The sequence below is a fragment of the Hymenobacter caeli genome (assembly GCF_013294115.1).
Taxonomy (GTDB): domain Bacteria; phylum Bacteroidota; class Bacteroidia; order Cytophagales; family Hymenobacteraceae; genus Hymenobacter; species Hymenobacter caeli.
The window spans coordinates 1-26,326 of sequence record NZ_JABSNP010000031.1 but is presented as its reverse complement, the minus strand read 5'-3'; the positions used below and the strand labels follow the sequence as shown (position 1 = coordinate 26,326).

15 protein-coding genes and 1 pseudogene are annotated in these 26,326 nt (G+C 66.2%); 14 read left to right on the top strand and 2 right to left on the bottom strand.

The features are described 5' to 3' along the window. Window positions 1–36: 36 nt before the first annotated feature. Window positions 37–660 (bottom strand): RNA polymerase sigma factor, encoded by a 624-nt coding sequence (locus HNP98_RS20690; RefSeq protein WP_173812082.1) that lies wholly within the window; start codon window positions 658–660, stop codon window positions 37–39. After that, entirely contained in the window at window positions 651–1,778 is a 1,128-nt protein-coding gene (locus HNP98_RS20685) for a glycosyltransferase (RefSeq protein ID WP_173812081.1), read from the bottom strand. The genes HNP98_RS20690 and HNP98_RS20685 overlap by 10 nt, the downstream gene beginning before the upstream one ends. A gap of 194 nt (window positions 1,779–1,972) precedes the next feature. Between HNP98_RS20685 and tgt the strand changes: the two genes are divergently transcribed. The 14 genes and pseudogenes from tgt (at window position 1,973) to HNP98_RS20615 (ending at window position 26,245) form a co-directional block, all read left to right on the top strand. Further along, on the top strand, window positions 1,973–3,103 hold the full coding sequence (tgt, locus tag HNP98_RS20680; RefSeq protein ID WP_173812080.1) for a tRNA guanosine(34) transglycosylase Tgt: 1,131 nt from the start codon (window positions 1,973–1,975) through the stop codon (window positions 3,101–3,103). A gap of 86 nt (window positions 3,104–3,189) precedes the next feature. Then, window positions 3,190–4,269: an LptF/LptG family permease gene (locus HNP98_RS20675; protein ID WP_173812079.1), complete on the top strand. Its 1,080-nt coding sequence runs from the start codon at window positions 3,190–3,192 to the stop codon at window positions 4,267–4,269. 111 nt (window positions 4,270–4,380) lie between these two features. After that, the gene (locus HNP98_RS20670) at window positions 4,381–5,304 is read left to right on the top strand and encodes a DMT family transporter (RefSeq protein ID WP_217425860.1); all 924 of its coding nucleotides are present in this window, start codon (window positions 4,381–4,383) and stop codon (window positions 5,302–5,304) included. Window positions 5,305–5,745: 441 nt separating this feature from the next. After that, window positions 5,746–5,961 (top strand): annotated as a pseudogene (locus HNP98_RS20665) (sensor histidine kinase); the annotation flags it as partial. Between the two features lie 19 nt (window positions 5,962–5,980). After that, window positions 5,981–8,140, top strand: coding sequence for an ATP-binding protein (locus HNP98_RS22115; RefSeq protein WP_246275264.1), 2,160 nt, complete (start codon window positions 5,981–5,983; stop codon window positions 8,138–8,140). 3 nt (window positions 8,141–8,143) lie between these two features. Continuing rightward, window positions 8,144–10,480: an ATP-binding protein gene (locus tag HNP98_RS20655; RefSeq protein WP_246275263.1), complete on the top strand. Its 2,337-nt coding sequence runs from the start codon at window positions 8,144–8,146 to the stop codon at window positions 10,478–10,480. A gap of 19 nt (window positions 10,481–10,499) precedes the next feature. Further along, window positions 10,500–12,788 carry an ATP-binding protein gene (locus HNP98_RS20650; RefSeq protein WP_246275262.1) on the top strand — a complete coding sequence of 763 codons (2,289 nt, stop codon included), beginning with the start codon at window positions 10,500–10,502 and terminating at the stop codon, window positions 12,786–12,788. A 3-nt stretch (window positions 12,789–12,791) separates the two neighbouring features. Then, window positions 12,792–15,107 (top strand): ATP-binding protein, encoded by a 2,316-nt coding sequence (locus HNP98_RS20645; RefSeq protein WP_246275261.1) that lies wholly within the window; start codon window positions 12,792–12,794, stop codon window positions 15,105–15,107. 50 nt (window positions 15,108–15,157) lie between these two features. Continuing rightward, window positions 15,158–17,461: an ATP-binding protein gene (locus HNP98_RS21640; protein ID WP_246275260.1), complete on the top strand. Its 2,304-nt coding sequence runs from the start codon at window positions 15,158–15,160 to the stop codon at window positions 17,459–17,461. Then, on the top strand, window positions 17,458–19,638 hold the full coding sequence (locus tag HNP98_RS22110; RefSeq protein WP_246275259.1) for a sensor histidine kinase: 2,181 nt from the start codon (window positions 17,458–17,460) through the stop codon (window positions 19,636–19,638). The genes HNP98_RS21640 and HNP98_RS22110 overlap by 4 nt, the downstream gene beginning before the upstream one ends. 14 nt (window positions 19,639–19,652) lie before the next feature. Continuing rightward, on the top strand, window positions 19,653–21,824 hold the full coding sequence (locus HNP98_RS22105) for a sensor histidine kinase (protein ID WP_246275258.1): 2,172 nt from the start codon (window positions 19,653–19,655) through the stop codon (window positions 21,822–21,824). Between the two features lie 3 nt (window positions 21,825–21,827). Beyond that, a complete protein-coding gene (locus HNP98_RS20625) occupies window positions 21,828–24,131 on the top strand; it encodes an ATP-binding protein (protein ID WP_246275257.1) in 2,304 nt (767 codons plus the stop codon). A 54-nt stretch (window positions 24,132–24,185) separates the two neighbouring features. After that, window positions 24,186–25,562, top strand: a complete 1,377-nt coding sequence (locus HNP98_RS20620) for an ATP-binding protein (protein WP_173812078.1) — start codon at window positions 24,186–24,188, stop codon at window positions 25,560–25,562. Window positions 25,563–25,603: 41 nt separating this feature from the next. After that, entirely contained in the window at window positions 25,604–26,245 is a 642-nt protein-coding gene (locus tag HNP98_RS20615; RefSeq protein WP_173812077.1) for a hypothetical protein, read from the top strand. Window positions 26,246–26,326: the final 81 nt, after the last annotated feature.

Genomic DNA, 26,326 nt, shown 5'->3' with positions numbered 1-26,326 from the left:
CATAAAAAAGCCCCGACGAGCGGGGCTTTTCAGAGCTTAAATAATCTGCTTGGTGTGCTTCATCATGTCGTAGAGCAGCTCGCGGGCGCGGTGCAGCTGGGCTTTCACGGTGCCGAGGGGGGCTTTTAGCTCGGTGGCAATTTCCTCGTAGCTCAGCTCGTCGAAGTAGCGCAGGCTCACCAGGCGCTGGTACTTGTCGGGCAGGCGCGAGACGACGTGGCGCATGATTTCGATTTTCTGGTTGCGCACGGCGTGCTCGGCCGGGTTGAGGTCGTTGTCGCGGAAATCGATGGTGATTTCGTCGCCGTTATCGACCTTGATGGCCGAATCGATGGACATCGTTTTGATTTTATTCTTGCGAATGAAATCGATGCAGTTGTTGGTGGCGATGCGGAAGAGCCAGGTGCTGAAGGCGTACTCGGGGTTGAACTTGTGCAGGTTCTTGAAGGCCTTGGCGAAGGCCTCGATGGTGAGGTCCTCGGCGTCGTCCTGGTTGCGCACCATTTTCAGCACCACGTGGTACACGGGCTTCTTGTAAATCTGCATCAGCTCGGCGTAAGCCTTCTCGTCGCCGTGGTCCACGGCGGCGCGGATGAGCTTGAAGTCGTGCTTGGCCTTGGCGGAGAACTGTTTCTGAATGTCCTGGTTGTTTACTTCCATCGAAGGGGACGCTTGAATAGCAAGGAAAGGCTGATGGTAACGTATTGAGCGAAATATAAAACGTCGAGCAGCGGCAGCCAAACGAGCGGCAGTGGCTGGCCCAGTCGCCGGCCAAGGAGGCCATACACACGGATTAGCGCTAAAGTTCGCAGAACCCACACAACCGCCAAAGTTACCCAAAGTTCGGGCGAAAAAGCTAGCGCCACGGTAAGCACGTACAGCAGCGTATTGGCCAGTACGAAGGCCCCGATGCGCCCGCGGTCGGCCGCCCGGTAGCGGCTGCCGGCCGAAAGGTGGCGGCGCTTCTGGGCCCACCAGGCGGCCCAGGTGGCGGCGGGCACGCTCAGGGTGTGGGCGGGGGCGTCGGCCACCACAGCGGCGCGCCGGCCCTGGGCCACCGCGTCCTGCACCAGCAGGTCGTCGTCGCCGCTGAGGCGGCGGATGTGGCTGGCGAAGCCCTTGGTGGCCGCGAACGTGGCCCGGGTGTAGGCCAGGTTGCGGCCCACGCCCATGTAGGGCCGCCCGCGCCAGGCAAAGCTGAGGTACTGGGCGGCCGTGAGCAGCGTTTCGTAGCGGATGAGGCGGTTGAGCAGCCCAGGGGCCTCGGCGTAGGCCGAGAAGCCGAGCACGAGGTCGGCCGCGGAGCCCGCGCCCGCACCGGGGCCCCCGAAGCCGCGCTGCATCAGGCGCAGCCACTGGTTGGTGGCCGGGATGCAGTCGGCGTCGGTGAAGAGCAGGCGGGGGTGGCGGGCGGCTTTGATGCCCAGGGTGAGGGCGTATTTCTTGGGCGCGAAGCCGTCGGGGGTGCTTTTGACGGTGACGAGCCGGAACCGCTCGGCGTAGTACTGGCCCAGCTGCTGGGCGTACTGCTGGGTGTCGTCGCGGCTGCGGTCGTCGATGAGCACCACCTCGAAGGGCCCCGGGTAGTCTTGCCGAAGCAGCAGGGGCAGCAGGCGGCGCAGGTTTTCCAGCTCGTTGCGGGCGCACACGACGATGGACACCGGCGCGTGGTCGTCGGGGCCCGGCGCGTCGGCCGGGGCCTCGGCGGGGCGGCGGGCGAAAGGCCCGAAGTAGTGAAACCAGTAGTAGAACTGCGTGAGCACGCAGGCCAGCAGCAACCAGAAAACGGGGGACTTGGGTAAATACGGGGGCAACGGCGGGCAACGCGGATGAGCCGGCAAAGGTACGGGCTACCTTTGCCGGCCGTAGCGCGAACTTTGTAGTTCGCGTTTCCACGCCATTGATGCTGCGTGAACGGCGCGGGGACGCGAACTACAGAGTTCGCGCTACACCGCCACTTCCCAGTCCCTGCATGACTTTTGACCTCCTCGCCCGCGACCCCGCCACCAAGGCCCGCGCCGGGCTGCTGCACACGGCCCACGGGGCCATCGAAACGCCCATTTTCATGCCCGTGGGCACCGCTGGCACCGTGAAGGCGGTGAGCCAGCAAACCCTCAAAACCGACATCGACGCCCAAATCATCCTCGGCAACACCTACCACCTCTACCTGCGCCCGGGCTTGGAGGTGCTGCAAGCCGCCGGGGGCCTGCACCAGTTCAACGGCTGGGACCGGCCGCTGCTGACGGACTCGGGCGGCTACCAGGTGTTTTCGCTCAGCAACACGCGCAAGATTAAGGAGGACGGCGTCACGTTTCGCTCGCACATCGACGGGAGCCCGCACCTGTTCACGCCGGAGGGTGTGATGGACATCCAGCGCGTGATTGGGGCCGACATCATCATGGCCTTCGACGAGTGCACGCCCTGGCCCTGCGAGTACGAATATGCCCGCCGCTCGCTCGACCTCACGCACCGCTGGCTGCAACGCTGCATCCAGCGCTTCGACGCCACCGAGGGCCTCTACGGCTTCGAGCAGAGCCTGTTCCCGATTGTGCAGGGCAGCACCTTTAAGGATTTGCGGGTGCAGTCGGCCGAGTTTGTGGCGGCCCAGGGGCGGGCCGGCAACGCCATCGGGGGCCTGAGCGTGGGCGAGCCCGCCGAGCAGATGTACGAGATGGCGGAGCTGGTCTGCGACATCCTGCCCGCCGACAAGCCCCGCTACCTGATGGGCGTGGGCACGCCGGCCAACATCCTGGAAAACATTGCCCTGGGCGTGGACATGTTCGACTGCGTGATGCCGACCCGCAACGCCCGCAACGGCATGCTGTTCACCACCCAGGGCATCGTCAACATCACCAACAAGAAGTGGGCGACGGATTTCACGCCCATCGACCCCAGCCTGCCCGGGGTCGCCAGCACGTTCTACTCGCGGGCCTACCTGCGGCATTTGTTTCAGAGCAAGGAGCTGCTGGGGCCCCAGATTGCCTCGGCCCACAACCTGGCGTTCTATTTGTGGCTGGTGCGCGAAGCCCGCACGCAAATCCAGGCCGGCACGTTTGGGCCCTGGAAGGCCCGCATGGTACAGCAGGTGATGACGCGTTTGTGAGCGGTTAGCTGACAGCTACTAGCTGTTAGCTCTTTAATTAGATTCAGTAGCTAACAAGTAGCAGCTAAGAGCTAACAGCTAGTAAAATGAACATCCTCGATAAATACATTATTAAGAAATTCCTCACGGCGTTCGTCTTCACGGTGTTCATCATCGTGTCGGTGATTTGCGTGATTGACTTTACCGAGAAGAACGACGATTTTATTCAGCACAACCTGACGCTGAAGCAGATTGTGTTCGAGTACTACGTGTTTCTGTTTCCGTATTTCTCGAACCTGCTGGCCCCGATTACCATTTTCATCGCCGTGGTGTTTGTGACGGCCCAGCTAGCGGCGCGGACGGAAATTGTGGCCATCATGGCCAGCGGCGTGAGCTTCCGGCGGCTGCTGGCCCCGTATATGGCGGCGGCGGCGCTGGTGGGGCTGTTCATTTTTGCCCTCACCGGCTGGGTGCTGCCGGTGGCCAACAAGGAGCGGGTGCGCTTCGAGCGGGCCTACATCAAGCTGCCCTACCGCTTCAAGGGGCGCGACGTGCACATCCGCATCGGGCCCCGCAGCTACGTGTACATGGAGAGCTACGACAACACCCACAACACGGGCTACCGCTTCGCCCTCGAAACCATCGACAGCACCATCCTGCGCCGCCGCATGACGGCCGACGCCATCACCTGGGACTCGACCAAGCAGGTGTGGCACCTCACGCCGCAGCTCGACCGCACCTTTCGCGGGGCCCAGGACGAGGTGCTGCGCAGCATTCCGGCCCGCGACACCACCCTGCGCCTGACGCCCAAAGACTTCGCCAGCCACTACCGCGAGGAGGAAACCCTGACGCTGCCGCAGCTCAACAAATTCATCGCCGAGATGCAGGAGCGCGGGGCCGACGACACCGCTACCTACCTCAGCGCCAAGTACGAGCGCTACTCCTACCCCTTCGCCACGCTCATCCTCACGCTCATCGGCGTGTCGCTGAGCGCCCGCAAGTCGCGGGCCGGGGTGGGCGGCCAAATCGCGCTGGGCTTCGTGCTGGCCTTCGTGTTCATCATCTTCGTGATGCTGAGCCGCAACCTGGCCCAGGTGGGCAGCCTCGCCCCGCTGGTGGCCGCGTGGGTGCCCAATTCTATTTTTGCCGTGATTGGGGTAGCTCTTTACCGGTTTGTGCCGAAGTAGGGGGCGGGCGGGTAGGCGGAATGTTGTCATTGCTTCGTCGTTCCTCCTCGCAATGACAACATTCCGCCTACCCGCCCGCCCCATATCCTCCTACCCTCCTACCCTCACTCCTTGTTAAAAGACTACCTGCGCCTGCATTTCATCGTGTTGCTGTGGGGCTTCACGGCCATTCTGGGCAAGCTGCTGGCCCCCACGCCGGCCGTGGAGCTGGTGTTCTGGCGCACGGGGCTGGCGGCGGCGGGGCTGGGGCTGCTGCTGGCGGCGCGGCGCGTGGGCTGGCGCGTGGCCTGGCCCGAGGCCCTGAAGCTGCTGGGCGTGGGGGCCCTGGTGGCCGCCCACTGGATTACGTTTTTCCTGGCCGCCCGCCTCTCGTCCGTCAGCGTGTGCCTGGCGGGCCTGGCCACGCTGGCCCTGTGGACGTCGCTGCTCGAGCCCCTCTTGCTGTGGCGGCGGGTGCGGGCCTACGAGGTGGGCCTGGGCCTGGGGGCCATGCTGGGGCTGTATTTAATCTCGCAGGCCGAGCTGAGCCAGCTCACCGGCCTGCTGGTGGCGGTGGGCTCGGCGGGGCTCTCGGCGCTGTTCAGCGTGCTCAACTCGCAGCTGGTGCGGCGCCACGCGCCGGTGCGCCTCACCTTCTACGAGATGGCGGGGGCCTGGCTGAGCATCGCGCTGTTCCTGCCGTTCTACGGGCGCTACCTCACCCACGGGGCGGGCGTGCGGCTGGCCCTGCACGGCTACGGCTGGCTGTGGCTGGGCCTGCTGGCGGGCGTGTGCACGGTGTACGCCTTCTCGTCGTCGGTCGAGTTGATGAAGCGCCTCTCGGCCTTCGTCGTCAACCTCACCATCAACTTGGAGCCGGTGTACGGCATCCTCCTGGCGCAGGGGCTGTACTGGCTGCGGGTGCCGGGCTTCGGGCAGGAGCGCATGGCGGGCGGCTTTTACCTGGGCACGGTCCTCATCCTGGCCAGCGTGCTCGTGCACCCGGTCATCGAGCAGTGGAGCCGGCGGCGGGCCCGGGTTGTAGCCAATAGCTAGCGCGGGCAACGCGGTGCGGCCGACCGGGCACGGACGGGCGCTGGGCGCGGTGGGGGCGCGGGGCGGGCGGCAGCGGCCGAAAATTGATGCCGTTGCGGGGGTTCACAACATAGGATAATTGCTGGCATTAGCTCTAATTTTAGGGCCTCACAGTCAATGCGTACCAGCTGATACTGCCCTTCCCGCGCGCTCATGGCCCCTGCCGCTGCTTCCGCTGCCAAGGCTGCCGGCAGGGGGGCGGGCACGAGCGCCGCCTGCGAGCCGGCCGGGCGGGGGTTTTCGGTGGCCGGGTGCATGTACCTGGGGGCAAGGCCCGCTCGGGGGAAGTGCGCCATACGGGCCAAAACGGCCGCCCCGACCTGCCGGGGGAGCCCAGCTCCCGGCTTTTACCGGGCTTGTACAAGCACGTCACCGGCCCCATAGAGCGTAACCGGCGCTGGGGTAGACGTGCGCGTGGCCGACAACGGCACCGGGATGCCGCCCGAGGTGCAGGCCAAAATATTCCAGCCCTTCTTCACCACCAAGCCCACGGGCGAGGGCACGGGCCTGGGCCTCTCGCTCTCGCACGACATCATTGCCCAGGGCCACGGCGGCACACTGACCGTGGAAAGCCAAGAAGGGCAGGGCACCACGTTTCTCATCAGCATTCCCGCTTAACCCCGCTTTCGGATTCCGCATGAAACACTTGTTACTGCTGTTGCTCGTGCTACTAAGCGCCGGCCCCTGCCTAGCCCAACCGACGAAAGGTGCAAACCAAACCCCCGACTCGCACGTGGGCTTTGTGCCGCGCTGGCGCTCGCTACTCACGAAGGGCTGGCGCTACCATGCCGGCGACGACCCCACCTGGGCCCGCCCCGACTTCGACGCCAGTACCTGGGATACGCTCACCCTAAACCGGCCGGTGCACGCCATGCCGCGCGCCACCCGAGCGGGCGTGTGCTGGCTGCGGCTGCGCTTTCGGCTGGCCGACAGCCTGCGCCAGCGCAACCTAGCGCTGCAGTTCTACCGGCTGGGCACGGCCGATATCTACCTCAACGGCCGCCTGCTAACCGACAGCGCCCACCGGGCCCGCACGCGCGGGTTCTGCTACGAGCCCGACTGGCTAGAAGTGCCCGCCAACGGGCCCGCCGAGCAGGTGCTGGCCGTGCGCTTCGTGCCCTGGCGCCTATTCCCCCTGCTGGGTACCGACCGACTGCCGCTGTTGCAGGCGCGGCTGCTGACCCAGCGGCAGCGGCAGCGGGTGGATACCAAGTGTGCCGTGCAGGAAACCAATTATTGGGTAATAACGACGGTGTTTCTGCTGCTGACCCTGCTGCACTACACCTTCTATCTCTATAACCCTACCCAGCGGGCCAACCGCTATTTTGCCCGCTACGCGCTGGGCTTTTGTTTGGCAACTATGGGCGTAAACTATGGTATCATCGGCTTTGCGATACTGCCTTCGTGGCAATGGAGTGCAGCCATTGCTGCCACCGGGGGCGCTCTGGTAACGCTGAGTGGCTTTTACTTATTACGGGCCATGTACAGCTTATTCGGCTTGCAGCCCGGCCGGGTCTACGTGGGCTTGGTGGTGATTGGGTGCCTGGTGCTGCCGATAAAAGTGCTTACCATGATTTCGCCTTGGGCCGGGCTTGCGGCCCTGTTGTCTGGAATCTTGGGGCTGGCCGAGATAGTACGCATAACCGTGCGGGCGCTGCGGCAGCGGCGGCGGGGCGCGCGCATCATTGCCGCTGGCTTTGCCGGCGGATTGCTCATCATCTTGCTGTACACTGGCTTGCGATTACTGGGGATATACCTATCGCCAAGCCTGGACGATTGGGTGAGTTACGCCCCCATCCTGCTGCCGGCGCTGGCTATCTCTTTATTTCTGGCCCGCGAGTTCGCCCTCGATGCCGAGTTACTGCTAGTCAAACTGCGCGAAGTCGAGCATCTCTCGGCCCAAACCATCGCGCAGGAGCAGGACAAGCAGGCCCTGCTGGCCGCCCAAAACGACACGCTGGAGCACCAAGTAGCCGAGCGCACCGACGCGCTGCAACGCTCGCTCACCGACCTGCACGCCACCCAGGCCCAACTGATTCAGAAGGAGAAGATGGCCGGCCTGGGGGAGCTGACGGCCGGCATCGCCCACGAGATTCAGAACCCGCTCAACTTCGTCAACAATTTCTCCGAAGTGAGCACCGAGCTGGTCGAGGAACTCCAGCAGGCGCTGGCCGCCCGCGACACCGCCGAGGCCACCGAGCTGGCGAGCGACGTCGCCCAAAACCTGGGCAAAATAACGGAGCACGGCAAGCGCGCCGCCGCCATCGTGCGCGGCATGTTGGAGCACTCGCGCACGAGCACCGGCGAGCGCGCCCCGACGGACGTGAACCAGCTGGCCGACGAATACTTACGGCTGGCCTACCAAGGGCTGCGCGCCAAAGACAAAACCTTCAACGCGCAGCTGCAAACGGACTTCGCGCCGGGCTTGCCGCTGGTGGAGGGGGTAGGGGCCGACCTGGGCCGGGTGCTGCTGAACCTGTTCAGCAACGCCTTTTATGCCGTGCACCAGCGCCAGCAAGCCAATGGCCAGCTCGGCTACGTGCCCACGGTGAGCGTGCGCACCAAGCAGGTAGGCGACAGGGTCGAAATTGAGGTGGGTGATAATGGCACGGGGATGCCGGCCGAGGTGCAGGCCAAAATCTTCCAGCCCTTTTTCACCACCAAGCCCACGGGCGAGGGCACGGGCCTGGGCCTGTCCCTGAGCCACGACATCATTGCCCAGGGCCACGGCGGCACGCTCACCGTCGAGAGCCAGGCCGGCCAAGGTACCACGTTTACGATTTGCTTACCCAGCTAACCTATGTTTGCTTCTTCCTTTTGCCGCGTGGCGGCTTGGCTCGTAGTCGCGTTTCTGGTGCTGGGTAGCGGGCCAGTAGCCGCGCAACACGCGGCGGCGGCCCGCTACCGCTACTGGGAAGCTGACCCCGATTCCCTGCGGCAAGTGCTCCGCGGGCAGCGGGCCGATACGGCCCGTCTGCGCACGCTCATGCACCTGGCCGATGTATTGCCCCTGGATGAGATTAGCTCCAATGCGGAGGAGGTGGCGGAAGCGGCCGTGCTCAGTGCCCGGCTGCATCGTCCCGAGCAGCGCGCTTACCGCCTGCTGGCGCATGGAAACCGGCTTTACCAGGCAAAAGATTTCGCCCCCGCGCTTGATACGCTGGAGGCTGCCGTAGCCGCTTTCGACCGGCTGGGTCGGCCCATTCCCATGCTGCTGTCTTCCATGCGGTTGCTCTTCAACGCGTTGAAGCAGCAGGCAGCGCGGGGCCGTTATTACCAGGAAAAGCTGGCGTACTATCAGCAGCGCGGGGCCACAGAAAACATGGCCGCCTGCCACCAAGGGCTGGGCGGCTACTACCGGTACCAGGGCGACTACAACCAATCCCTGGGCCACTACTTGCAGGACGTGGCGCTCCTGAGCGCCTTTAATCGTACGTATGCCTACCGACACCTTGTGCCGCTGGGCACCGACTACGCCGAGTGGGGCAACACGGCTAAGGCCCTGCACTACCTCCAGCAGGCCGTGGCCGGGCTGCGCCGCCAGCGCGGCGACGCCTTCTTTGCCTATAAAATCCTGGCCGAGGTGTACGTGCAGCGGCACGACTACCCGGCGGCGTTGCGCGCCCTCGACCAGGCCCTCGTTCGCCCGAAACACGAGGCGTACGCTGTGGCGTTCAAGCAAGCTTACGTCTTCGCCCTCCGCGGGGCGGTGCTGTTGGCGCAGGGCCACCCGGCACCGGTACGCCCGCTGCTGCAGGTAGCCCAGCACCTGGCCGACTCCCTTTCCCTGCCGCTGTCAGGGGCGGCTGGCAACCTGGAATTGGATGCCACTTGGGCGCGGTACTATGCGGCGCGGGGCGAAGCGGGCCGGGCCGAAACGTACTGGCTGGCGGCTTACCACAAGGCCGGGCAAGGCCACGTCACGCCGTTGCGCCTGCGCTACCTGCGCGCGCTCACCCGCTTCTACCAGCAGCACGGCCAGCCGGTGCCGGCCGCCCGCTACGCGGTAGCTGCCTTAGCGCTGGCCGATTCGCTCGACACGCGGGAAGGGGCTTTGCACGTGGCCCGCTACGAAATCGAGCAGGCCGACCGCGCCCAGACCCTGCGCATCGCCAGCTTACGGCAAGCCCAGGCGTTGGACGTGGCCCGGGCCCGACGCCAGCGCTGGGTGCTCGGGGCCGTGCTCACGGTGCTCGCCCTTATCGGCGGGTTCTCGTTTTTGCTGTGGCGCAGCAACCGCCAAAAGCAGCGCGCCAACGCGGCCCTCAATCGCCTCAACGAAGCGGTTACGGCCCAGAAAAGTGAGCTGCAAACCCAGCGCGACCAGCTCGATACCAGCCTGACGAAGCTGCGCGCCACCCAAGCCCAGCTCATCCAAGCCGAGAAGATGGCCAGCCTAGGCGAACTCACGGCCGGTATCGCCCACGAGATTCAGAACCCGCTCAACTTTGTGAATAACTTCTCCGAAGTCAGCGCCGAGTTGGTGGAGGAGCTGGAAGAAGAACAGGCGCGCCCGACCCGCGACCCGGCTCTGGAAACCGAGCTGCTGGGCGACCTCAAACAGAACCTGGTCAAAATTACCGAGCACGGCCAGCGCGCCGCCAGCATTGTGCGCGGCATGCTGGAGCACTCGCGCCAGAGCAGCGGCGAGCGAGCACCCACCGATATGAATGCGCTGGCCGACGAATACCTGCGCCTGGCTTACCAAGGCCTGCGGGCCAAGGATAAAACCTTCAATGCGGCCTTGCAAACCGACTTTGCCCCCGACTTGCCGCTGGTGGAGGGGGTAGGGGCCGACCTGGGCCGGGTGCTCCTGAACCTGTTCAACAACGCTTTCTACGCCGTGCAGCAGCGCCAGCGCCTGGGTGAGGCGGGCTACGTGCCCACCGTGCGCGTGGCCACGAGGGGGGTAGGAAAGGGGGTAGAAATCCGCGTTTCAGACAACGGCACGGGCATGAGCCCTGAGGTGCAGGCCAAAATTTTCCAACCCTTTTTCACTACCAAGCCCACGGGCGAGGGCACGGGCCTGGGCCTCTCGCTCGCGCACGACATCATTGCCCAGGGCCACGGCGGTACGCTCTCCGTCGAGAGCCAAGAAGGCCAGGGCACCGAATTCGTTATTTCCCTACCCCTTTAACGCGACCCTGCTCCGCCGTATGCCCTCCTTGCTGAAATCCTGGCTGTTCGTGCTGCTACTGCTAGCCGGGCCGCTGGCCGCCCAAACGCCGGCCCATTTCTCATTCGGCCACCGCTACTGGGCCACCGACCCCGATTCCTTGCGCCGGGTGCTGGCCAGCCAGCACGCCGACACGGCCCGCTTGCGCACGCTGCTGCACCTGGCGGACTTGGTCATTACCACGGGGGAGTTGCAGCGAAGCCTGCCGGAAGCGACGGCCCTCGCGACCCGGCTGCACCGGCCCGAGCGGGAGGCGTGCCGCCGCTGGTTGGCGGGCGAGCGCCTGTTGCAGGCCAAGGCGTATGCCCCGGCCCTCGACAGCCTGCAAGCCGCCGTGACGGGCTTTGACCGCCTGGGCCGGCCCGCACTCCGGCTGCTGACCGTTGTTCGCCTGGCCTACAATGGATTGAATCAGCAGGAAGCCAAGCGCACGTATTACCAGACCAAGTTGGCCGAGTACCGCCAACGTGGAGACCTCGAAAACATGGCCCCCTGCTACCACGCGCTCGGCAGCTACTGCGTGTCCCGAGGCGACTACAACCAAGCCATCGGGGACTACCTGCAAGGGGCGGAGTTGTACCGCCCTTTCTACCGGGCCTATTACAAGAATGCGCTGGTCGTGGTGGGCGGCGCCTACCTGGAGTGGGGCAACTACGCCAAGGCTCAGCACTACCTCCAGCGGGCGCTGGCTGTCCCTGCCCGCTCGCTTCCGCTCGCCTTCACCTACCGCACGCTGGCCGTGGTACACCTGCGCCTGCACCACTACCCGGCGGCCCTGCACGCCATTGACCAGTCCTTGACCACGCCGGCGCCGGACGCCGCCCAGGTGCCGGTTAACAAAGCCTACGGGCTGGTGCTGAAAAGCCAGCTGCTGCTAGGCCTGCACCGCGGCGCCGAAGTGGGGCCATTGCTGCAAGGGGCGCAGCACCTGGCCGACTCGCTGCACCTGCCGCTAACCTCTGCCTACGGCAACCTGGAGCTGGCGGCCACCTGGGCCCAGTACGACGAAGTGCAGGGCCAGCCGGCCCAGGCCGAGGTGGCTTGGCGCACGGCGTATCGCCAGGCCCAGCTGAGCCATTCGACGCCCTTGCGCCTGGCCTACCTGCGCGAGCTGGCGCGTTTTTACGATAGCCGCCGACAGCCTGGCCCAGCCGCGGCCTATGCCTTAGCCGCGCAGGGACTCGCCGATACGCTCAGCGCCGCGCAAGGGGCCTTGCACGTAGCCCAGTACGAAATCGAGCAGGCCGACCGCACCCAGCAAGCGCGCCTCCAGGGCCTGCGCTTGGCCCAGGTGCAGGAGGCCGCCCGGGCCCGGCGCCAGCGCCTGCTGCTGTTCTCTACGCTGGCGGGGCTGGCCCTGCTGGCGGGCCTGGGCTTCGTGCTCTGGCGCAGCAACCGCCGCCAGCAGCGGGCTAATACCCTGCTCAGCCAGCAGAAAGCCGAAATCCAGGCCCAGCGCGACCAGACCACGCAGGCGCTCACCAAACTGCGCACCACCCAGGCGCAGCTCATCCAAGCCGAGAAGATGGCGAGTCTAGGCGAGCTCACGGCCGGCATCGCCCACGAGATTCAAAACCCCTTGAACTTCGTCAACAACTTCTCGGAGGTCAGTGCCGAGCTCATGCTGGAGCTAGAGGAAGCCCAAGCAGCCGGCGACGGGGAAGAAGTAACTGCTTTAGCGACCGACGTGCGCCAGAACCTGACTAAAATCACGGAGCACGGGCAGCGGGCGGCCGGCATTGTCAAAGGCATGTTGGAGCACAGCCGCGCCAGCTCCGGCGCGCGCGCCCCATTGAATATAAATGCCTTGGCCGACGAGTACCTGCGCCTGGCTTACCAGGGCCTGCGCGCCAAGGACAAAACCTTCAACGCCGACTTAAAAACGGACTTTGCCCCCGGCTTGCCGCTGGTGGAGGGGGTAGGGGCCGACCTGGGCCGGGTGCTGCTGAACCTGTTCAATAACGCCTTCTACGCCGTGCAGCAGCACCAGCAAACCGGCGAGCCGGGCTATGTGCCTACGGTCAGTGTGTCAACCAAGCAGGTGGGCCAGCAAGTAGAACTCCGCGTGAACGACAATGGCACGGGTATGAGCGCGGCGGTGCAGCAGAAAATCTTCCAGCCTTTCTTCACCACCAAGCCTACTGGGGAAGGTACTGGGCTCGGGCTGTCGCTCGCCCACGACATCATCGCCCAAGGCCACGGCGGCACGCTGCGCGTCGCAAGCCAGGAAGGCCTTGGTACAACTTTCACTATCTCCTTACCCGGCTAACCTATGCTTCCTGCTTCATTTTACCGCGTGGCGGCTTGGCTCGTGCTGTTGGGGCTGAGCCACGGGCCACTAGCGGCGCAAACCCCGTCGGCCTCGCGCCACCGCTATTGGGAGGCCCGGCCTGATTCCTTGCGGCAGGTGCTGGCTACCCAGCGCGCCGACACGGCCCGGCTGCGCACGCTCATGCACCTGGCCGATGTGTCAATTATAGTAGGGAACGAAACAGACCTAAAGGTGGAGGAGATTATGGAAACGGCCGACCTCAGTACCCGGCTACACCGCCCCGAGCGGCGGGCTTACCGCTTGATGGCGAGTGGAAAACAGCTCTACAATGCCCACGACCTGTCGCATGCCCTTGATACCCTGCAAGCCGCCGTGGTGGCGTTCGACCGGCAGGGTCGGCTGGCTTACGGCCTGCTGTACGCCATGGGCAGCCTCTTCAGCGAACTGCGGCAGCCAGAAGCCATGCGCCGCTACTACCAGGCCAGGCTGGTGTATTACCAGCAGCGCGGGGCCACCGAAAGCATGGCCCCTTGCTACCTGGCCTTAGCTGGCTACTGCGGGGCGCAGGGCGACTATAACCAGGCCCTGAGCTATAACCTGCAGGCCCTGCAATGCTACCGCTTTTTCGACGGCAATACCTACAACAACCAATTGGCCACGATTGGCTCGCGCTACGCCAGGTGGGGCAACACGGCCAAGGCCCTGCACTACCTGCAGCAGGCCGTGGCCGGGCTGCAGCGCCGCCACGACGACTGCTTCTACGCCTACGATATCATGGCCGAGGTGTACGTGCAGCGGCACGAGTACCCGGCCGCGCTGCGCACGCTCGACCAGGCCCTGGTGCTCCCGAAGCACCCGTACTTGTCCTTGGCTCTCAAAAAAGCCCTGGTTTTTACGCTCCGCAGTGCAGTGCTGGTGGCGCAGGGCCACCCAGCCCTGGCCCAGCCGTTTCTGCAAGCCGCCCAGCACCTGGCCGATTCGCTCCATCTCCCCTTAAATACGGGGGCAGGTACCCTGAAATTGAATGCGACTTGGGCGGCCTATGACGCGGCCCGGGGCGACGCGGCCGGCGCCGAAGCGCATTGGCTGGCGGCCTACCGCCAGGCCCGCGAGGCCCACAGCATCCCACTGCGCCTGGCCTACTTGCGCGCGCTCACCCGCTTTTACCAGCAGCAAGGCCAGCCCGCGCCGGCCGCCCGCTACGCGGTAGCTGCCTTAGCGCTGGCCGACTCGCTCGAGGCGCGCGAAGGGGCCTTACACGTGGCCCGCTACGAAATCGAGCAAGCCGACCGTGCCCAAACGGCGCGCATCGCCGGCCTGCGGCAAGCCCAGCAGCAGGACGTGGCCCGCGCCCGGCGCCAGCGCTGGGTGCTCGGGGCCGTGCTCACGGTGCTGGCCCTGATTGGCGGGTTCTCGTTTTTGCTGTGGCGCAGCAACCGCCGCCAGCAGCGGGCCAACGCCTTGCTCAGCCAGCAGAAAGCCGAAATTCAAACCCAGCGCGACCAGACTACTCAAGCCCTAACCGAGTTGCGCACCACCCAGGCCCAGCTCATTCAGAAAGAGAAGATGGCCAGCTTAGGCGAGCTCACCGCCGGCATTGCCCACGAAATTCAAAACCCGCTCAACTTCGTCAACAACTTCTCGGAGGTAAGCTCGGAACTGCTGGCCGAACTGGCCGACGAGCAAGCGCGCCCCACCCCGGATACGGAGCTCGAAGCCGAGCTGGTGGGCGACCTGCGCCAGAACATGGCAAAAATCACGGAGCATGGGCAGCGGGCCAGTGGCATCGTGCGCGGCATGCTCGAACACAGCCGCGCCAGCACCGGCGAGCGCCAGGCTACTGATGTGAATGCCCTATGTGACGAGTACCTGCGTCTAGCTTACCACGGCCTGCGGGCCAAGGACAAAACCTTCAACGCGGAGCTGAAAACCGACTTCGCCCCCGCCTTGCCCCAAGTGGAGGGGGTAGGGGCCGACCTGGGCCGGGTGCTGCTCAACCTGTTCAACAACGCCTTCTACGCCGTGCAACAGCGCCAGCTAGCGGGTGAGCCGGGCTACATGCCTACGCTCAGCGTGCAAACCGAGCAAGTGGGAAAGCAGGTGCACATCCGGGTGTCGGACAACGGCACGGGCATACCCGAGAGCGTCCGAGCCAAAATCTTCCAACCTTTCTTCACCACCAAGCCCACGGGCGAGGGCACGGGCCTGGGCCTCTCGCTCGCGCACGACATCATTGCCCAGGGCCACGGCGGCACGCTGAGCGCGGAAAGCCAGCCCGGCCAGGGCACCACATTCACCATCACCTTGCCCGCGTAATCGTGCCCTATTTCTTAAAAAATCTGTTGCCACACCACGGTCGGCGTTGGTTGCTGCCGCTGCTCCTGCTGCTGCTGAGCGGCCCGCTGGCCGCCCAGCCCAGCTATCGCTATTGGGAGGCCAACGGCGACTCCTTGCGCCGGGTGTTGGATACTCAGCACGCCGATACGGCCCGCCTGCGCACGCTCCGGCACCTGGAGGATGTGAGGGGGTACCACTCGCAGGCGGATGACAACGCTTGTTTAGCCGAGTTAGCCCAGCTTGCCCTCCGGCTACGGGAGCCCGATGCCCGCGCACGCCGGCTGGATGTTTCGTGCCAAAAGCTGTTGCTCGCCAAAGCGCCCCAGACACAATTGCTCGACTCGTTGCGGGCGCTCTTGGTGGCGTATGACCGGCTGAGACGGCCCGTGCCGAATTTGATAAGCGAGCTGGGTCGGCTAATCGCCCAGCTCCAGCCCCCGGATTCAGTATATGCCTTTTATCAGTCCCGCCTGGCGTTTTACCGCAAGCGGGGAGCCCGGGAGAACATGGCCATCTGCTACCACGGATTAGGGAGATACTACGTGGAGCGGGGCGATTACAACCAAGCCATCAGCAGCTACCTGCGCGCCGCCGACCTGTATGGCACCTACAACCGGTATCTCCAGGCCAATGATTTGAAAGTTGCGGGGCGCTTTTATGCCGATTGGGGCAATCCGGCCAAAGCCCTGGCCTACCTGCGCCAGTCCCTGGACCTGAGCGCCGCCTTGCCGCGGCAGCGCGGCGGCGCCAGGATGGGCTACACCTACCGCGGCTTGGCCGAAGCTTACCGCCAACTGCACGATTACCCCGCCGCCCTGCGCAACGCGGTCCTGTCGCAGGCGCACGACCCCACCGACACGACCCACCTCGGCGCCTTCTTTTTGCAGCTGAACCGCGCCTATGGGCTGGTGCTCACCGGCGCGCTGTGGCTGGACCAGGGCCGCCCGGCCGAGGCTGAGCCGCTATTGGCACGGGCGCAACAGTTGGCCGATTCGCTCAAGCTGCCTTTCACTACCCCGGACGGCATTTTTGAACTGGACGCGGCCTGGGCGCGGTACTACGCCGCCCGGGGCGAGCCGGCCCGGGCTGAAACCTACTGGCTCACGGCCTACCGCAAGGCCCGCGAGTTCAAGATGATGCCCCAGCAGTTGGCCTACCTACACGGAATGGCCGATTTTTACGCCCAGCAGGGGCAGGCGGCACTGGCCAGTAACCAGGCCCGCGCCGCGCTGGCGCTCTCCGATTCGCTCGAGGCCCAACAGGGGGCGTTTCACGTGGCTCAGTACGAGTTTGAGCGGGCTGAGGAAACCCAGCGGGCACGCATTGGGGCCTTCCGCGCCCGCCAACAGCAGGACGCCGCCCGCGCCCGCCGCCAGCGCTACGTGCTGGGCGGCGTGCTGGTAGTGTTGGCCCTGCTGGCCGGCCTGGGCTTCGTGCTCTGGCGTAGCAACCGCCGCCAGCAGCGGGCCAACACCCTGCTCAGTCAGCAGAAAGCCGAAATCCAGGCCCAGCGCGACCAGACCGCCCAGGCCCTGACCAAGCTGCAAGTCACCCAGGCGCAGCTTATCCAGGCCGAAAAGATGGCCAGCCTGGGCGAGCTCACGGCCGGCATCGCCCACGAGATTCAGAACCCGCTCAACTTCGTCAACAACTTCTCGGAGGTATCCGCCGAACTCATGCTGGAGCTGGAAGAAGCCCAAGCAGCCGGCGACGGCGAAGAGGTAACCGCCCTAGCCACCGATGTGCGGCAGAACCTGACCAAAATTAGCCAGCACGGGCAGCGGGCGGCCAGTATTGTGCGCGGCATGCTGGAACACTCGCGCACTAGCACCGGCGAGCGAGCCCCCACCAACCTCAACGCCCTAACCGACGAATACCTGCGTCTGGCCTACCAAGGTCTACGCGCTAAGGACAAAACCTTCAACGCGGCGCTGCACACCGACTTTGCGCCCGGCCTGCCGCTGGTCGAGGCCGTGGCCGGCGACCTAGGGCGCGTGCTGCTCAACCTGTTCGGCAACGCCTTCTACGCCGTGCAACAGCGCCAGCGGGCCGGCGAGGCCGCCTACGCGCCCACCGTGCGCGTGGCCACCAAACGGATAGGCGACAGGGTAGAAATCCGGGTGTCGGACAACGGCACGGGGATGCCGCCCGAGGTGCAGGCCAAGGTCTTCCAACCCTTTTTCACGACCAAGCCCACGGGCGAGGGCACGGGGCTGGGCCTCTCGCTGAGCCACGACATCATTGTGCAGGGCCACGGCGGCACGCTCACGGTCGAGAGCCAGCCCGGCCGGGGCAGCACCTTTACCATTCTCCTGCCTGCTTCGCGCCCATGAAACACTTGTTACTCCTGCTGCTCCTGTTGCTCACGCTGCCCACGTGGCTTCGCGCGGCCCCGGCCCAACCCAAGCCGGGCGTCAGCCCGCCGCCCGACACGGCCGTGCTGCGTATCAGCCGCTTGCCTGCCACGGGTGGCCTGCTACTGCAAAAAGGCTGGCGCTACCGCCCCGGCGACGACCCCGCCTGGGCCCGGCCCGATTTTGACGATAGCCGCTGGGACACGCTCGACCCCACCCGGCCCCGGCGCGAGCTGCCGCGGGCCGCGCAAACCGGCATTAGCTGGCTGCGGCTGCGCTTCCGGCTGGGCGACAGCCTGCGCCGGCACGACCTGCTGGTGAATGCCGGGGAACGGGGTGCCATCGAGGTGTACCTCAACGGCCGGCTGGTGCAGCGCCACGGCGTTATCAACGCCGACCCCGCCCGGGTGGTGGCCCGGGGCCGCTTTCCGCAGCCCGGGCAGGTGCCGGCGGGCGGGCCGGCCGAGCAGGTGCTGGCCGTGCGCTACGCGCCCTGGCAGCCGCCCCTGCTGGCGGGCGTGGACCGCGCCCCGCAGCTAATCGTTGTCCTCTGCAGCCCGCAGGCGTTCTGGCAGGGGCAGGCCCGGGAGAAGGATAACGCCCGAGTGTACCTGGTGCTGCTGGGGTTTTCGGCCCTGCTGGCCCTGCTGCACTACGCCTTTTATCGCTACAACCCCGCCCAGCGCGCCAACCGCTACTTTGCCCGTTTTGCCCTTGCCGCGGCGCTGGCTTCGTTAGCGGGATATGGTGCCGTTGCGCTGGCTTTCGACTCGCAAATGCCCTACATAGTGGTGTTGTTTGCAGCCAACGCGCTGGCTTCGATGACCGGCCTGTGGGCCGTGCGGGCCTTGTACGCTTTGTTTAACAGGCAGCCCGGCCGCCTCTACGCCGCCTTGTGGGTGGCCTATGCAGGTCTGGTGCTGCTGCTGGCGCTGGCCAACGCTCATCCGGCAACCACCTACCTGTGGGCAGGCATGAGCATTCTGTTCACCGCCGAGGAAGTGCGCCTGACCGTGCGGGCCGTGCGGCAGCGCCGGCGCGGGGCCTGGATTATTGCCGTCGGCTTTGCGGGCGGACTGCTGGCCGCGCTGGCCTACGTTGGCGTGCTGTTGCTGCCGGTGTCGCTCCTGGTGGCGAATGTGTGCATCGCGGCGGTGTTCGTGCTGCCGGCGCTGGGCATCTCGCTGTTTCTGGCCCGCGAGTTTGCCCTCGATGCCGGGCTGCTGCTAATCAAGCTGGGCGAAGTGGAGCGCCTCTCAGCCCAGACCATCGCGCAGGAGCAGGACAAGCAGGCCCTGCTGGCCGCCCAGAACGACACCCTAGAGCAGCAGGTGCAGCAGCGCACGGGCGAGCTGCAACGCTCGCTCACCGACCTGCGCGCCACCCAGGCCCAGCTCATCCAAAAGGAGAAGATGGCCAGCCTGGGGGAGCTGACGGCCGGCATCGCCCACGAGATTCAGAACCCGCTCAACTTCGTCAACAACTTCTCGGAAGTGTCCGGCGAGCTGGTGGCGGAGCTGAAAGAAGCGCAGGCCGCCGGCGACGCGGCCGAAGTGGCGGCCCTGGCCGACGACCTGGCGCAGAACCTGGGCAAAATCGGCCACCACGGGCGGCGGGCGGCGGCCATCGTCAAGGGGATGCTGGAGCACTCGCGCACCAGCACCGGCGAGCGCCAGCCCACCGACCTCAACGCGCTGGCCGACGAGTATTTCCGCATCGCCTACCAGGGCCTGCGGGCCAAGGACGAGCGCTTCAACGCGACGCTGGAAACCGACTTCGCGCCGGGCCTGCCCGCCGTGCCGGCCGTGGGGGCCGATGTGGGGCGCGTCTTGCTCAACCTGTTCGCCAACGCCTTCTACGCCGTGCAGCAGCGCCAGCAAGCGGGCGAGGCCGGCTACGTGCCCACCGTTATGGTCAGCACGCAGCGGGTAGGAGCGCAGGTGGAAATTCGGGTGCAAGACAACGGCACGGGCATGAGTGAAGCCGTGCAGCAGAAAATCTTCCAGCCCTTTTTCACAACCAAGCCCACGGGGGAGGGCACGGGGCTAGGCCTCTCGCTCTCGCACGACATCATTGCCCAGGGCCACGGCGGCACGCTTCGCGTCGAGAGCCAGCCCGGCCAGGGCACCACGTTCACCATCACCCTTCCAGCCTAACTGCGCCCAAGCCTATGCGCTACTTTCTGCTGCTCGCGGCCTTGGGGCTGCTTTTCGGGGTTGCCACCGCCGCGCCGCTGCCGGCCGACACGGCTGTGCTGCGCATCAACCGCCTGCCCGCCGATGGCCTGCTCCTCAATAAGGGCTGGCGCTACCACGCCGGCGACGACCCGGCCTGGGCCCGGCCCGACTTCGATGACCGTGGCTGGGACACGCTCAACCCCACCCGGCCCCGGCCTGGGCTGCCTCCTGCCGTGCGCACCGGCATGAGCTGGCTGCGGCTGCATTTCCGCCCCGGCGACAGCCTGCGCCAGTATCACCTACTGCTCCAAAGCACCTTGCTGCCGGGGGCCTGCGAAATTTACTTGAATGGCCAGCTGGTGCAACGGCTGGGCCGCTTGCAGGCCGACTTGACGCGGGTACGCCCCTCCGGCGCTCGTCGTCCGAGCCCCATCGAGGTGCCGGGGGCGGGCCTGGCCGATGTCGTGCTGGCGGTGCGCTACGCACCCTGGCACTCGTCGCTGCCGCTGACCCGTTTTATCGACCAGGGTCCCATGTTGCAGCTGTCCATGATAAGCAGTGCCAACCATCGCCAAGCTTCCGCCGAGCTGGCAGAAGCCAGCCTGTTGTTTTACGTGGCCGGGGGTGTAGCTGCGCTGCTGATGCTGCTTCACCTGGCCTTCTTTTACTTCAACCCTGCCCAGCGGGCCAACTGGTATTTTACCTGCTACGCCGGTGCCCTGGCGGTGGCCGCGCTGCTCATTTATTACGGCTTCTACTGGAATTTCGGTTCCCCTGAAGCCTATATGCTATGTGGCTTTACCGTCTATTCTCTGCTGATTCTGAGTGAATTGTGGACGGTGCGAGCACTGTATGCCTTGTTCGGGTTTCGGCGCGGCTGGGTGTACACGGCCCTCTGGCTGAGTTGCGGGGGCCTGCTGACCTACCAGGCATTCTATCCGGCGGGCAATGGGTTCTTCGCCTTTTTAGGCGCCACCGTCCTCGCCACCATCGAGCAGTTGCGTCTAACGGGCCGGGCTTTGCGTCAGCGCCAGCGCGGAGCCTGGATTATCGCGACTGGTTTCGGCCTGTCCCTGCTCGTTGTTTTTGGATTGGTCGGATTAAATACCAGCGGGGCGCCAGGGGGCGCATTGACAAACGCCCTCTCGTTTGTCCTCATTTACTTGCCACCCGCGCTGGGCATCTCGCTGTTTCTGGCCCGCGAGTTCGCCCTCGATGCCGAGCTGCTGCAAGTGAAGCTGGGCGAAGTGGAGCGGCTTTCGGCCCAGACGCTAGCCCAAGAACAGGACAAGCAAGCCCTGCTGGCCGCGCAGAACGACACGCTGGAACACCAGGTAGCCGAGCGCACCGGCGAGCTGCAACGCTCGCTCACGGAGCTGCGGGCCACGCAGGCGCAGCTTATTCAGAAGGAGAAAATGGCCAGCCTGGGCGAGCTGACGGCCGGCATCGCCCACGAGATTCAGAACCCGCTCAATTTCGTCAACAACTTCGCCGACGTGTCAGCCGAGCTGATGGCCGAATTGCGGGAAGCCCTGGCCACTAGCGACACGGCCGAAGCCACGGCCCTGGCGGAAGACGTGACGCAGAATTTGGGTAAGATTCACCAGCATGGGCAGCGGGCGGCGGGTATCGTGCGCGGGATGTTGGAGCACTCGCGGGCCAGTACCGGCGAGCGCCAGCCCACGGACGTAAACGCCCTGGCCGACGAGTACCTGCGCCTGGCCTACCAGGGCCTGCGGGCCAAAGACAAAACCTTCAACGCGGCGCTGGAAACCGACTTCGCGCCGGGCTTGCCGCTGGTGGAGGCCGTGGCCGGCGACCTGGGCCGGGTGTTGCTCAACCTGTTCAGCAACGCCTTCTACGCCGTGCAGCAGCGCCAGCGGGCGGGCGAGGCCAGCTACCAGCCCACGGTGGGGGTGGCCACCCGCCGCGTGGGCAACGCCGTGGAAGTGCGCGTTTCCGACAACGGCACGGGGATGCCGGCGGCGGTGCAGGCCAAGATATTCCAGCCCTTCTTTACCACCAAGCCCACGGGCGAGGGTACCGGCCTGGGCCTCTCGCTGAGCCACGACATCATCGCCCAGGGCCACGGCGGCACGCTGCGCGTGGAAAGCCAGTCTGGCCAGGGCACTACTTTTTTCATCAGCTTATCCCTATCCGCTTAACGTATGCGCGGCTTTTTTAGTCAACTCCTGCTGGGTGCCGTTCTGCTGGCGCTGCTACCCGCCCGCCCGCTGGCGGCCCAGTCCCGCCCCCCGGCCAGCGCCCGCCCCCGCTACTGGGAGGCCAACGCCGACTCGCTGCGCCGGGTGCTGGCCGGGCAGCGCGCCGACACCGCCCGCCTGCGCACCCTGCGCCACCTGGCCGATTTGCAACCTATTAGTGTCCGGGAGACCGAGCTAACCGAATTGGTGGCCCTCACCGCCCGGCTGCACCGCCCCGACCACGGTGCCTACCGCCGGCTGGTGGGTGCTCAACGGCTACCGGATAATCCCGCTGCCCTAACCGCACTCCTCGACAGCCTGCAGGCGACGGTGGCGGCATTCGATTCGCTGGGCCATCCCGCGCCCGTCCTACTCATCCAAATTCGGGTGCTGTATAATGCGCTCAACCGGCAGGAGGCCAAGCTCGCCTATTACCAGGCCAAGCTGGCCTTTTACGAAAAGCGCCACGCCACCGAAAATATGGCCGCCTGCTGCCACGGGTTGGGCGGCTACTACCTGTACCGGGGCGACTGCAACCAGTCCATCAGCTACTACCTGCGCTCGGCGGAGCTGTACCGGCCGTTCTACCGCTCTTTCTACTACAACGAGGTGGCCGTAATCGGGGCTTCCTACGTGCAGTGGGGCAATTACGACCGGGCCATGCCCTACCTGCGGCAAGCGGTGAGCTGGGCGGGAATCAGTGCCGAGAACTGGGGATTTCTGAACCGGGCCATTGCCGATGCCTACCGCCGGCAGCACCGCTACCCGCTGGCCCTGCGCTACGCCGACCGCGCCCTGCGCCCCCGGTCACCGCGCGACACGGTGTCGCCCTTTGTAAAAACCTACGGGCTGGTGCTCAAAAGTGCCGTGCTGCTGGCCCAGGGCCGGGTGGCCGAGGCGGGCCGGCTGCTGCCCCCGGCCCAGCGCCTGGCCGACTCCCTACATATATCCGTGACTGGTCCGTCGGGCGACTTTGAGCTGAATGCCACCTGGGCACGCTACTACGCGGCCCACGGCGAGCCGGCCCGCGCCGAAACGTACTGGCTGGCCGCCTACCGCCAGGCGCGGGAATCGCGCTCCACGCCCCTGTGCCTGGCCTACTCGCGCGAGCTGGGCCGCTACTACCAGCAGCGCGGCCAGCCCGCCCCGGCCGCCCGCTACGCCCTGGCCGCCACCGCCCTCGCCGACTCGCTCGAAACCGCCCAGGGCCAGTTTCACGTGGCGCAGTACGAGGGCCAGCAGGCCGAGCGTGCCCAGAACGACCGCATTACGGGGCTGCGCCAAAAGCAAACCCTGGCCGCCGCCCGCGACCGGCAGCAGCGCCTCGTGGGCGGGTTTCTGCTCGGGGGCGTGGTGCTGCTGCTGGCACTGGCCGCCGTGTTCTACTACGCCTTCCGCCGCTCCGAGCGCCTCAAGCGCCTCGTCACGGCCCAAAAGCAGGACCTGCAAGCCCAGCGCGACCAACTCGACACCAGCCTCACCCGCCTGCAAGCCACCCAGGCCCAGCTCGTCCAGGCCGAGAAGATGGCCGGCCTGGGCGAGCTGACGGCCGGCATCGCCCACGAGATTCAGAACCCGCTCAACTTCGTCAACAACTTCTCGGAAGTGAGCGCCGAGCTGCTGGCCGAACTCAAGGAGGCCCAGGCCGCCGGCGACGCCGGGGAGGTAACGGCCCTGGCCGACGACCTGACCCAAAACCTGCAGAAAATCACCCAGCACGGGCAGCGCGCCGCGGCCATCGTCCGGGGCATGTTGGAGCACTCGCGCCAGAGCAGCGGCGAGCGGACCCCGACGGATGTAAATGCGCTGGCCGACGAGTACCTGCGCCTGGCCTACCACGGGCTGCGGGCCAAGGACAAAGCCTTCAACGCGGCCCTGAAAACAGACTTCGCGCCGGACCTACCCCCCGTCGAGGCCGTGGCCGGCGACCTGGGCCGGGTGCTGCTCAACCTGCTCACCAACGCTTTTTATGCCGTGCAAAAGCGCCTACTGGCCGGCGAGGCCGGCTACCAGCCGGCCGTTGGCGTGGCCACGAAACGGGTGGGGCCCCGGGTGGAAATCTGTGTTTCCGACAACGGCACCGGCATGAGCCCCGAAGTGCAGGCGAAGATTTTCCAGCCCTTTTTCACCACCAAGCCCACGGGCGAGGGCACCGGCCTGGGCCTCTCGCTCAGCCACGACATCATCGCCCAGGGCCACGGCGGCACGCTGGCCGTGCACAGCCAGGAAAGCGTGGGCACTGAATTCGTTATTTCGCTGCCGCTGTAGCCGCCCCGCGCCGGGGCCCCGCGCCGAATGCCGGCGGCGGCTTACTTTTCGCCCATGGCTTACTCTTCCAACAACGGCGAACTCCTGCTGCTGGCCCCCGCGGCGGTGGGCGTGGTGCGGGCGCTGCGCCGGTTCCTGCACCTGCCGGGCCGGCTGCCCTACCTGAGCCGGCTGCTGGGGTTCATTTGGGTGCCGGGGGTGGCGCTGTTCCTGGCCGGCCTGGCTTTCCACGCCGGCAGCGGCTGGCTCAGCGAAGCGTACTGGCTGCTGGTGCTGGCCAGCCTGGGGGGCGTACTGCTGCTGGTGCACGACTACCGCCCGGCCCGCACGCTGCTGGTGGCGCTGGGGCCCTATTTCCTGTATTCGGCGCTGACGTTTGGGCTGGAGCTGGTGGGCAGCACGTGGGCCAAGCGCTACGACGACGCCTTCGACACGGCCCAGTTATTTGCTGTTTTCTGGCTGGTGGCGTTCGTCTTCGTGGCCCGCGGCCAGAAAAAAACCCTGGAGCAGGCCCGCCTGCTGCGCGAGGAAGAGGAAAAGGCCAAGCGCCTCATCGAAGCCCAGAACGCCGAGCTGGAGCGCCTGGTGGCCGAGCGCACCGCCGCCCTCACGCACCAGGCCGAAGAGCTGCGCGGGGCCCTGGCCGAGCTGCGCACCACCCAGGCCCAGCTCATCCAGGCCGAGAAGATGGCCAGCCTGGGCGAGCTGACGGCGGGCATCGCCCACGAGATTCAGAACCCGCTCAACTTCGTCAACAACTTCTCGGAGGTGAGCACCGAGCTATTGGCCGAACTCAAGGAAGCCCAGGCCGCCGGCGACGCCGAGGAGGTAACGGCCCTGACCGACGACCTGACCCAAAACCTGGGCAAAATCGCGCAGCACGGGCAGCGGGCGGCCAGCATCGTGCGCGGGATGCTCGAACACAGCCGCGCCAGCAGCGGCGAGCGGGCCCCCACCGACGTGAACGCGCTGGCCGACGAGTACCTGCGCCTGGCCTACCACGGCCTGCGGGCCAAGAACAAAAGCTTCAACGCGGCCCTCGAAACGGCTTTTGCCCCCGGCCTGCCCCCCGTCGAGGCCGTGGCCGGCGACCTGGGCCGGGTGCTGCTCAACCTGTTCACCAATGCCTTTTACGCCGTGCAGCAGCGCCAGCGGGCCGGCGAGCCGGGCTACCAACCCACGGTCAGCGTGGCCACGCGGCGGGTGGGCGGGCAGGTGGAAATCCGGGTGGCCGACAACGGCACGGGCATGAGCGAAGCCGTGCAGGCCAAAATCTTCCAGCCCTTCTTCACCACCAAGCCCACCGGCGAGGGCACCGGTCTGGGCTTGTCGCTGGCCCACGACATCGTTGCCCAGGGCCACGGCGGCACGCTCACGGTGGAAAGCCGCGAGGGCGTGGGCACCGCGTTTCGTATTAGCTTGCCGGGGTGAGCGGGCAAGCCGCTTGTTTGCACCGCTTTCCCGCTCCGCGCATGGGTCGATTGTACCTGTTTCTGCTGGCCCTGCTGTGGCTGCCGGGCCCGCCCGCCCGGGCCCAGCAGCCCCGCCCCGACACAGCCGCCGTACTCGTCAACCGCCTACCGGCTAAGGGCCTGCCGCTCACCAAAGGCTGGCGTTACCACGCCGGCGACGACCCCGCCTGGGCCCGGCCCGGCTTCGACGACAGCCGCTGGGACACGCTCAACCCCGCCCGGCCCCGGCCCGAGTTGCCGCCCCGCCTGGGCATGGGCATCAGTTGGCTGCGGCTGCGCTTCCGGCTCGGCGACAGCCTGCGGCAGCGGGCGCTGCGGCTCCAGGCGGTCGGGTACGGGGCCTGGGAAATCTACCTCAACGGGCGGCTGGTGCAGCACGCGGGGACCGTGCGGGCGAGCCCCACCCAGGTGCCCGACCCCGACCACCTCCCGGCGATCGTCGTTCCCGCCGGCGGCCCCGCCGAACAGGTGCTGGCCATCCGCTTCGCCCCCTGGCAGTCGCCGTGGCTGCGGCTGAATAGAGCAAGAGGGCTGCTGAGCGTGTCGCTGCTCAGCGCGACCCAGGTGCAAAAGCAGGAAGCCGAACGGGTGCGAAGCGCCATTACGTTCAGTATGATGGCCGGCGTATTTAGGAAGTGTTAACAGTAGGAGTTATGTTTGAGCATGGACTATTTACTGACGGACGCGCAGTGGGCGCGGATTGCGCCGCTGTTGCCGGGCCGC